Raw genomic sequence first — 8,004 nt, 5'->3', positions numbered from 1 at the left:
CCGGTCCGGTGGGCGCGCGGCAGGTCGCCCGCGCCGATGGCCTGCGCGGTCAGCGAGGCCGTGGCCACGCCCAGCGCCATGGGCATCATGTAGCACAGCGCCGCCAGGTTGGACATGATCTGATGGCCGCCCGTGACGAACGTGCCCTCGCGCGCCACCAGCAGCGCCATGAACGTGAAGGCCGACACTTCCACCAGGTAGGAGGCACCCATGGGCACGCCCAGGCGCAGCAGCTCTTTCAGGGCCTGGGCGTCCGGCCGGTCCACGCGCAGGTGGAAGCGCCGGTAGTAGCGGTCGTGCGTCACCACCCAGATCCCCAGCGCCAGGCTGATCCACGAAACCAAGGCGGTGGAGAGCCCGGCGCCCGTCGCGCCCATGGCGGGCAGGCCCAGCTCGCCGTAGATGAACAGCCAGTTGAAGAACGCCTTGATGCCGATGGCCGCCAGGTTGATCGACATGACCAGCTTGGGGCGCGAGACGGCGGTGCCGAGCGCGTAGATGGTGCGGAAGGCGAGGGCGGCGGGCAGGGCCAGGGTCAGCGCGCGCAGATAGGAGCCGATGCGCTCGCGCACGCCCGGATCGACATCGCCCGACAACGAGAGCCAGACATCGGGAAACAGCATGAAAACCGCGCCCACCGCCGACAGTCCGAGCGACAGCCACACGCCCTGGCCCCAGGCATGGCCCACGTCGTCGTAGCGGCCGGCGCCGAAGTGCTGCGCCAGGATGGGGATGAGGGCATGCACCACTCCCATCAGGCCCACGAACACCGTGATGTAGATCGAGGCGGAGAGCGCCATGGCGGCCAGGTCGCCGGGGCTGGCGTGGCCGGTCATGGCGGTGTCCAGCACGCCGAAGGATATTCCCGCCCACTGGCTGATGAGGACGGGCCAGGCCTGGCGGACGATGCCGCCCAGGGTTGCGCCGAAGCCTGCCGGCGCTGCGGATGTTGCGGTCATCGGGGGGAGGGGATGCGCAGCAGCCGGAACACTTCGTGGCGGTCCGCGCGGCGGCCGCCCTGCCACAGGACCTCGGCGCCGTCGCTATAGGCGGCGGTATTGTCGCGCAGGCTCTGGTTGGAGGTCTGTTGCAGCACCAGCGTGCACTTCGAGTCGAAAGTGAAGGTCAGGTTGTTGAAGATGAGGAACGACGCGCGCTGGCCGCTGCCCAGGCTCAGGCCGCGCACGCATTCCCCGGGCTGCCGGTACTGCGCCAGCGCTTCGGCCAGCTGCCCGGAAACCGTGCGGTACGAGCGGGCGTAGTCCACGGCGGGCTGCCACAGCAGCACCAGCAGGATCCAGGTGACGGTCAGGCCGCAGGCCGACAGCACCGTGCCGCGCCACAGCGCCTGCGGCTTCACCTTGAGCCGCCAGACGACCACCGCCACCCAGCCGATGGTGAAGAGCAGCGCCAGCGCGAAGGCGAACCAGGAAATCACCGGCTCGTAGCCCGTGGTCTGGCGCCCGATGTTGCGGGCGATCTGGGCGGGCCAGCGGAAGTGCAGGGCGATCCAGCCCAGCCACGCGGTGGCCGCCGTCAGCGAAAAGCACATGACCGCGAACCAGTCCAGCGTGTTGACCACGCCGCGACGCAGCGTAGGCAGCGAAAACGCGGCCAGCACGGCGCACGGCACCGCGAGCAGCGCGTACTCGGAATCGGACGCCTCTTCCATCGCGAACAGGATCAACCCGGCGCAGGCCGCCTGCGCCAGCGGCAGCCAGATGTGCGGCGCGAACAGCCAGCCGCGCCAGCGCCAGATGGCCAGCATGGCCAGCGGCCAGGTGGGCCACAGGTACCAGGGCAGGTCGCGCAGGGTGCGGCCCGCGTCGCCCAGGGAAGGAACGGAGAAGGAAGAGAGGTTCCAGATCTTCCAGTTGCGGACCCAGTATTCGCTGGCCTGGGTGGCGGGAATCCACCAGGCCAGGATCAGGAGCGCGGCGATCGCCGCCGCCAGTGGCAGCCAGCGCCTGCACTTCCAGAGCGCGCTGCGCGGGTAGAACGCCAGCGCCGACGCCGCCATGATGGGCAGCGCGCCCACCCAGCCGCGGGTCAGGAAGGCGGCGGCCAGCGCCACGCCCAGCGAGGTCAGGCCGCTGAAGGGGCGGTCCAGGCTGCGGGCGAGCGAGTAGAAGGCGAGGGCCTGGCAGGCCATGATGGCCGGGATCACGGTGGTTTCGTGGGTGCGCTGCAGGATGCCCACGGTGGCCAGCAGGAGCAGCAGCGCCGCATCGGCCAGCATGCGCCCGTAGTCGCGGGGCTCCGGCTCGCCGCCAAAGGGCAGGGCCAGCGGCTGGGCCTCGGCCCGGCGGCCCAGCAGATAAGTGCCGTACCACACGCTCATGGTGGTAATGGCGAACCACAGCAGGTTGGGCAGGCGTCCGGCCGTGATGTCGCCGATGTAGGGGCCGAACAGCCAGATGCAGATCGCGCCCACCCAGGTGATGAGCGGCCCTTCCTCGGCGTGCGCCAGATGCCCCACCTGCGGCAGCAGCCACGTGATGCCGCCCTCGCGGATGGTGGTGATCATCGTGGCCAGCCCCACGGCGTCGTCCGTCTTCCACGGGTCGCGCATGAACAGGCCGGCGACGATGTAGGCCAGCGAGAGGCCCAGCAGGATCAGCCGGGGCAGTTTGGCGGTGGCCACGGACGTGAGCCGGGCCGGCGTGGTAAGCGAAAGTGGGGACACGGGCGTTAATGTAACCGAGGACGCGGGAAGTGCCAGCCTTTTTTGAACGCGGTTTCTGCGGTCGCGGACGGACGCGGCCTGCGGTGCGCGCCGGGCGGGCGGCGCGGCCCGGCTACGGCCGCGCGGGGAAAAAAAAGCAGCCCGAAGGCTGCCTTTTTGCCGAGGCTCCGAGGGAGCGTCGGATCAGGAGGCGGACTTGACCGTGCCAGCCGTGCGGGCGAAGCGGGCGCGGAACTTTTCCACGCGGCCGGTTTCGACGATGCGGGTCTGGGCGCCCGTGTAGAACGGGTGCGATTCGGAGGTCACGTCGCACTTGAAGAGCGGGTACGTCTTGCCGTCCAGCTCGATGGTTTCGCGCGTTTGCACGGTCGAGCGGGTGATGAACTTGCTGCCCGTCTGCAGGTCGGCGAAGACGACTTCGCGGTATTCGGGGTGAATGCCTTCTTTCATGGTGCTTTCCTTGGGCTCGCAAGAGCCGCTTCCAGTGTTGGGGGTCGCCAGCTACAGCGCCTCCGGCTGCGGCGCTCTCCGCCGGAGATCGGCAGAAAATGCCTGCGGGAACCATCGTCGGAACCCGCCGGGGGCCAAAACCCTAGCCACGTATCCAAAAAGTAACTTCGCATTCTAGCATGCCCCGGGCCGGCCCGCCAGGCATATGCGGCCATGCGGCGCCGGGCCGCTGCATCAGAGGTCGGTGCGCAGCTTCCAGATCTCGGGAAACAGCACGACTTCCAGCATCTTGCGCAGGTATGCCACGCCCGATGTGCCGCCCGTTCCGCGCTTGAAGCCGATGACGCGTTCGACCGTGGTGACGTGGCGAAAACGCCACAAGCGAAACGCGTCTTCCAGGTCGGTGAGCTTTTCGCCGAGCTGATACAGGTCCCAGTAGCGGTCGGGGTGGCGATAGACCTCCAGCCAGGCCTGCTCGACTTCGTCGCTGGCCTGGTAGGGCTGGGTCCAGTCGCGCTCCACCGCGGACGCCGGCAGCGGCAGGCCGCTGCGGGCCAGCAGCCGCAGCGATTCGTCGTATAGCGAGGGCGCTTCGAAGGCCCGGCGCACCTGCGCCAGCAGGTCGGGGCGGTGCGCGTGGGGCTGCAGCATGGCTGCGTTCTTGTTGCCCAGCAGGAATTCGATCTGGCGGTACTGGTAGCTCTGGAATCCGCTGGAGCGCGCCAGATACGGGCGCAAGGCCGAGTATTCCGGCGGCGTCATGGTGGCCAGCACGTCCCAGGCGTGAACGAGCTGTTCCATGATCTTGCTTACCCGCGCCAGCATCTTGAAGGCGGGCGGCAACTGGCCGGACGCCACGTTGGCGATGGCGGCGCGCAGCTCGTGCAGCATGAGCTTCATCCACAGCTCGCTGGTCTGGTGCTGGATGATGAACAGCATTTCGTTGTGTTCGGGCGACAGCGGGTGCTGTGCGCCGAGCAGCTCGTCCAGGTGCAGGTAGTCGCCGTAGGTCATGTCCTGCGCATAGTCGAGCTGGGCCTTTTCGGCGTGGACGATGTCTTCGGGGCGGTGGGTCGAGGTCATGCGCGGCCTCCCGGCGTGGACGGGGTGGCGGGGCGGCCGTGGGAGCGCCGGGCCGCGGGCGCGTAGGGGTGTTTCGTCATGGTCGTGCTCTGTTCGGGCGGGCCGGCACGGCGCCGGCGGATCAGCCCAGCTCGCGCAGGACGGCGCGCACCGGGCTGGCATCGGCCTGGACCAGGGCCAGCGGCAGCGCGATCAATTCGTAATCGCCCTCCGGCACCTCATCGAGCACCAGGTTCTCCAGCACGCGGATATCGTGGCGCAGGATGGCATGGTGGCTGTCCAGGGTCTTGCTCGAGGCGGGGTCGATGCTGGCGGTATCGAGGCCGATCAGCATGACGCCGCGCCCGGCCAGCCATTCGATGGTCTGCGGCGCGTAGGCGGAGAAATCGTCGGTCCACCAGTCCTGGGCGGCATGCTTGGCGGTGCGCACCAGCACGCGGGGCGGCAGCCCCTCGGCGGCGTGCGCCAGGTGCCCGGGCAGGATCAGCGGGCCGCAATCCAGCGCGTGGATGACGCGGCAGGGGCCGAGAAAGGGCTCCAGCGCCAGCGCGCCGACCGCGGCGCCGCCTTGCTGGTAATGCAGCGGCGCGTCGGCGTGCGCGCCCACGTGCGGCGACATGGTGATTTCGCTGACGTTCACCGGACAGCCGGGCGCGAGCGTCCACTTCCATTGCTGGCGGTACGGCGTGTCGCCGGGAAAGACGGGCGAGGCCGTCGATACGGGCGGGGAGATGTCCCACAGGCGTTTCATGCAGGCAGGCGGCGCGGAGTGATTTATGTGAAGCCTAAACCATCTGGGGCCGCTAGTCTAACGGATCGGGGCGACCCCGGGGCCGGTGGATGGCGAGCTGCGCCCGCGGCTCAGAGCCGGCCGCTTTCGGCCAGCGAAACCACCTCGCCGCCCGCCACGATGAGGTGGTCCATGAGCCGGACGTCGACCAGCGCCAGCGCCTGCTTGAGATGCTGGGTGAAAGCCAGGTCGGCCGCGCTGGGGTGGGGCAGGCCGGAGGGATGGTTGTGGGCCACGATAAGCGCCGCCGCGTGGTGGCGCAGCGCCTCGCGCACCACCTCGCGTGGATACACCGAGGCCTGGGCCAGCGTGCCGCGCGCCAGCTCGCCGCTGGCGATAAGGCGCAGCTGGCCGTCCAGGTAGAGGGCGATGCAGTGCTCGACGCGGCGGTGGCCCAGCGCCACCTTGCAATATTGTTTCACCCTGGCGGGGTGGTTCAGGGCCGCCTCGCGGGCCAGTTCCTCTTCAGCGGCGCGGCGCGCCAGCTCCATGACCGCCGCCAGCGAGCAGGCCTTGGCCTGCCCCAGCCCCGGAACCGTCTGCAATTCTTCGGGCGTGGCGCCCAGCAGGCCCCGCAGGCCCTGGAAACGCTCGAGCAGCAGGTTGCCGAGTTCCAGCACATTGCGCCCCGGCACGCCGGTGCGCAGGGCGATGGCGAGCAGCTCGGCGTCGCGCAGGCTGGAGGCGCCGTGGCGCAGGAGCCGTTCCCGGGGACGCTCGTGCCGGGAGAGCTGGGCGGACAATTTCATAAGAGGCTCTAAAATCGGGGTTTATCCAAATCCCTACGGTGGCAGATCGTGAGCGCCGAATCCAAAGAAGTGAATGTTCCGGTCCGTCCGGACTCCTACCTGACCCTGCATTACCGCATCACCCTGGCCTCCGGGCCCGGCAAGGATTCGGTGTTCACGGACACGTTCGACGGCCGGCGGCCACGCTGCAGATGGGCAGCGGCCAGTGGGCTCCCGGCCTGGAGGCGGCGCTGCTGGGGCACGCCGAAGGCGAGCGCTTCAGCGTCACGCTGGAGCCCGCCCAGGCCTACGGCGACCGCAATCCCGACCTCATCCAGCGCGTCACGCGCGCCATGCTGGCCGAGCACGCGGGCGCCGACGCCACCTTCGAGCCCGGCGATCTGGTCGAATTCGCCGCGCCCAACGGCGGGCGCTATTCGGGCGTGCTGAAGGAAATCGACGACGAATCCGCGCTGTTCGACTTCAACCATCCCCTGGCCGGGGTCAGCCTGCGCCTGGACGTGGCGCTGCTCGGAGTGCTCTGATGACCGTCCGGCCTGTCACTGCCCCCGACGCCGAAGTCGTGCTGGCGCAGCCGCGCGGCTTCTGTGCCGGCGTGGACCGCGCCATCGACATCGTCGAGCGCGCGCTGGAGCTGCATGGCGCGCCCATTTACGTGCGCCACGAAATCGTCCACAACCGCTATGTGGTGGAAGACCTGCGCGCCAAGGGCGCCGTGTTCATCGACGAGCTCGACGACGCGCCCGCCGGCTCCATCGTGGTGTTTTCCGCGCACGGCGTGTCCAAGGCGGTGCGGGCCGAGGCCGAGGCCCGCGGCCTGCGGGTGTTCGACGCCACCTGCCCGCTGGTCACCAAGGTGCACATCGAAGTCGCGCGCATGCGCGCCGCCGGCCGCGAGATCGTCATGATCGGCCACAAGGGCCACCCCGAGGTCGAGGGCACGCTGGGCCAGGCCCGGGGCGGCATGTACCTCGTGGAAACCGTGGAAGACGTCGCCGGGCTGGAGGTTGCCGACCCCGACAACCTCGCCTACGTGACCCAGACCACGCTGTCCGTGGACGATGCGGCGGCCGTGTCGCGCGCGCTCAAGGCGCGCTTTCCGAACATCGTCGAACCCAAGAAAAGCGATATCTGCTACGCCACCCAGAACCGCCAGGACGCGGTCAAGATCCTCGCGCCGGATTGCGACCTGGTGCTGGTGGTGGGCAGCACCAACAGTTCGAATTCCAACCGCCTGCGCGAAGTGGCCGAGCGCAAGGGCGTGGCCTCGCACCTGGTCGACGGCGCGGACTCCATCCAGCCCGCCTGGCTGGAAGGCCGCCGGCGCATCGGCGTGACGGCGGGCGCCTCCGCGCCGGAAGTGCTGGTGCAGCAGGTGATCGCGCGCCTGAAGGAGCTGGGCGCGGTATCGGTGCGCACCATGCCGGGCCTCGAAGAAAACGTGGCGTTCCCGCTGCCCAAGGAACTGTCGCGCAAGCTCGCGCAGACCGAATCGCCCGAATAGACGCGGCGCCGCCCGTCCGGCGGCGCGCCGACCACCACAGGAGACACTTCATGCAGTTGTATAGCTACTTCCGTAGTTCGGCCGCCTATCGCGTGCGGATCGCCCTCAATCTCAAGGGACTGTCCTATGAGTACCTGCCCGTGCACCTGCTCAAGGACGGCGGCCAGCAGACCTCGGCGAGCTATCGCAAACTGAACCCGACCGCGCTGGTGCCCACGCTGGTCGACGGCGAGGCCGTCATCGGGCAATCGCTGGCGATCATCGAATACCTCGAAGAAACGCATCCCGAGCCGGCCCTGCTGCCGTCCGACCCGGTCGGCCGGGCCCGCGTGCGCGACCTTGCGCTGGGCATCGCCTGCGACACGCACCCGCTGAACAACCTGCGCGTGCTCAAGTACCTCAAGCACACGCTGGGCGTGGACGAAGAGGCCAAGACGGCCTGGTACAGGCACTGGGTGCACCAGGGGCTGGCCGCGATGGAGGCGCAGCTGGCGGGTTCGCCGGCCACGGGCCGCTATTGCCATGGCGACACGCCCACCATGGCCGATCTCTGCCTCGTGCCGCAGGTGGCCAACGCGCGGCGCTTCGACTGCGATCTTTCAGCCATGCCGAACGTCGTGCGCATCGACGCGGCCTGCCGCGAACTGCCGGCTTTCGCCGCGGCCGAGCCGTCCCGGCAGCCCGACGCGGAATAGGGCGGGCGCCTCGCCATTGCCTTGCGGCGGCCGGCGCGCTCGCCCGC

8 protein-coding genes and 1 pseudogene are annotated in these 8,004 nt (G+C 69.3%); 3 read left to right on the top strand and 6 right to left on the bottom strand.

The window, feature by feature from the left end; all coding sequences use genetic code 11:
- The 6 genes from AD428_RS19195 to radC form a co-directional block, all read right to left on the bottom strand.
- Nucleotides 1-959 (bottom strand): MATE family efflux transporter (locus tag AD428_RS19195; RefSeq protein WP_053246249.1); only part of this gene is annotated, 959 nt, incomplete at its 3' end.
- The gene (locus AD428_RS19190; protein WP_053246248.1) at nucleotides 956-2,686 is read right to left on the bottom strand and encodes an ArnT family glycosyltransferase; all 1,731 of its coding nucleotides are present in this window, start codon (nucleotides 2,684-2,686) and stop codon (nucleotides 956-958) included. The genes AD428_RS19195 and AD428_RS19190, both read right to left, overlap by 4 nt.
- Nucleotides 2,687-2,869: 183 nt before the next feature.
- A complete protein-coding gene (locus AD428_RS19185) occupies nucleotides 2,870-3,136 on the bottom strand; it encodes a type B 50S ribosomal protein L31 (protein WP_006388310.1) in 267 nt (88 codons plus the stop codon).
- 234 nt (nucleotides 3,137-3,370) lie between these two features.
- Nucleotides 3,371-4,219 carry a tryptophan 2,3-dioxygenase gene (gene kynA / locus AD428_RS19180; RefSeq protein WP_053246247.1) on the bottom strand — a complete coding sequence of 283 codons (849 nt, stop codon included), beginning with the start codon at nucleotides 4,217-4,219 and terminating at the stop codon, nucleotides 3,371-3,373.
- A gap of 121 nt (nucleotides 4,220-4,340) precedes the next feature.
- On the bottom strand, nucleotides 4,341-4,970 hold the full coding sequence (gene kynB, locus AD428_RS19175; protein WP_053246246.1) for an arylformamidase: 630 nt from the start codon (nucleotides 4,968-4,970) through the stop codon (nucleotides 4,341-4,343).
- A gap of 110 nt (nucleotides 4,971-5,080) precedes the next feature.
- Complete coding sequence (gene radC, locus AD428_RS19170) at nucleotides 5,081-5,758, bottom strand: RadC family protein (protein WP_053246245.1); 678 nt, start codon at nucleotides 5,756-5,758, stop codon at nucleotides 5,081-5,083.
- A gap of 48 nt (nucleotides 5,759-5,806) precedes the next feature.
- Here radC and AD428_RS19165 point away from each other — a divergent pair.
- The 3 genes and pseudogenes from AD428_RS19165 to maiA all read left to right on the top strand — a co-directional run bounded on the left by AD428_RS19165 (nucleotide 5,807) and on the right by maiA (nucleotide 7,957).
- Nucleotides 5,807-6,282, top strand: a pseudogene (locus AD428_RS19165) (FKBP-type peptidyl-prolyl cis-trans isomerase).
- A complete protein-coding gene (gene ispH, locus AD428_RS19160; protein WP_053246244.1) occupies nucleotides 6,282-7,262 on the top strand; it encodes a 4-hydroxy-3-methylbut-2-enyl diphosphate reductase in 981 nt (326 codons plus the stop codon). The pseudogene AD428_RS19165 and the gene ispH overlap by 1 nt, the downstream one beginning before the upstream one ends.
- A gap of 50 nt (nucleotides 7,263-7,312) precedes the next feature.
- Nucleotides 7,313-7,957, top strand: a complete 645-nt coding sequence (gene maiA, locus AD428_RS19155; protein ID WP_053246243.1) for a maleylacetoacetate isomerase — start codon at nucleotides 7,313-7,315, stop codon at nucleotides 7,955-7,957.
- Nucleotides 7,958-8,004: the final 47 nt, after the last annotated feature.

It is taken from the genome of Achromobacter sp. DMS1 (assembly GCF_001270295.1).
The sequence above is the reverse complement of the archived record's forward strand: the minus strand, read 5'-3'. Positions and strand labels throughout refer to the sequence as shown.

Bases quoted from the DNA above. Each gene is read 5' to 3' on its own strand.
- AD428_RS19185 (WP_006388310.1), bottom strand. From the start codon at position 3,136: ATGAAAGAAGGCATTCACCCCGAATACCGCGAAGTCGTCTTCGCCGAC.
- kynA (WP_053246247.1), bottom strand. From the start codon at position 4,219: ATGACCTCGACCCACCGCCCCGAAGACATCGTCCACGCCGAAAAGGCC.
- kynB (WP_053246246.1), bottom strand. From the start codon at position 4,970: ATGAAACGCCTGTGGGACATCTCCCCGCCCGTATCGACGGCCTCGCCC.
- radC (WP_053246245.1), bottom strand. From the start codon at position 5,758: ATGAAATTGTCCGCCCAGCTCTCCCGGCACGAGCGTCCCCGGGAACGG.
- ispH (WP_053246244.1), top strand. From the start codon at position 6,282: ATGACCGTCCGGCCTGTCACTGCCCCCGACGCCGAAGTCGTGCTGGCG.
- maiA (WP_053246243.1), top strand. From the start codon at position 7,313: ATGCAGTTGTATAGCTACTTCCGTAGTTCGGCCGCCTATCGCGTGCGG.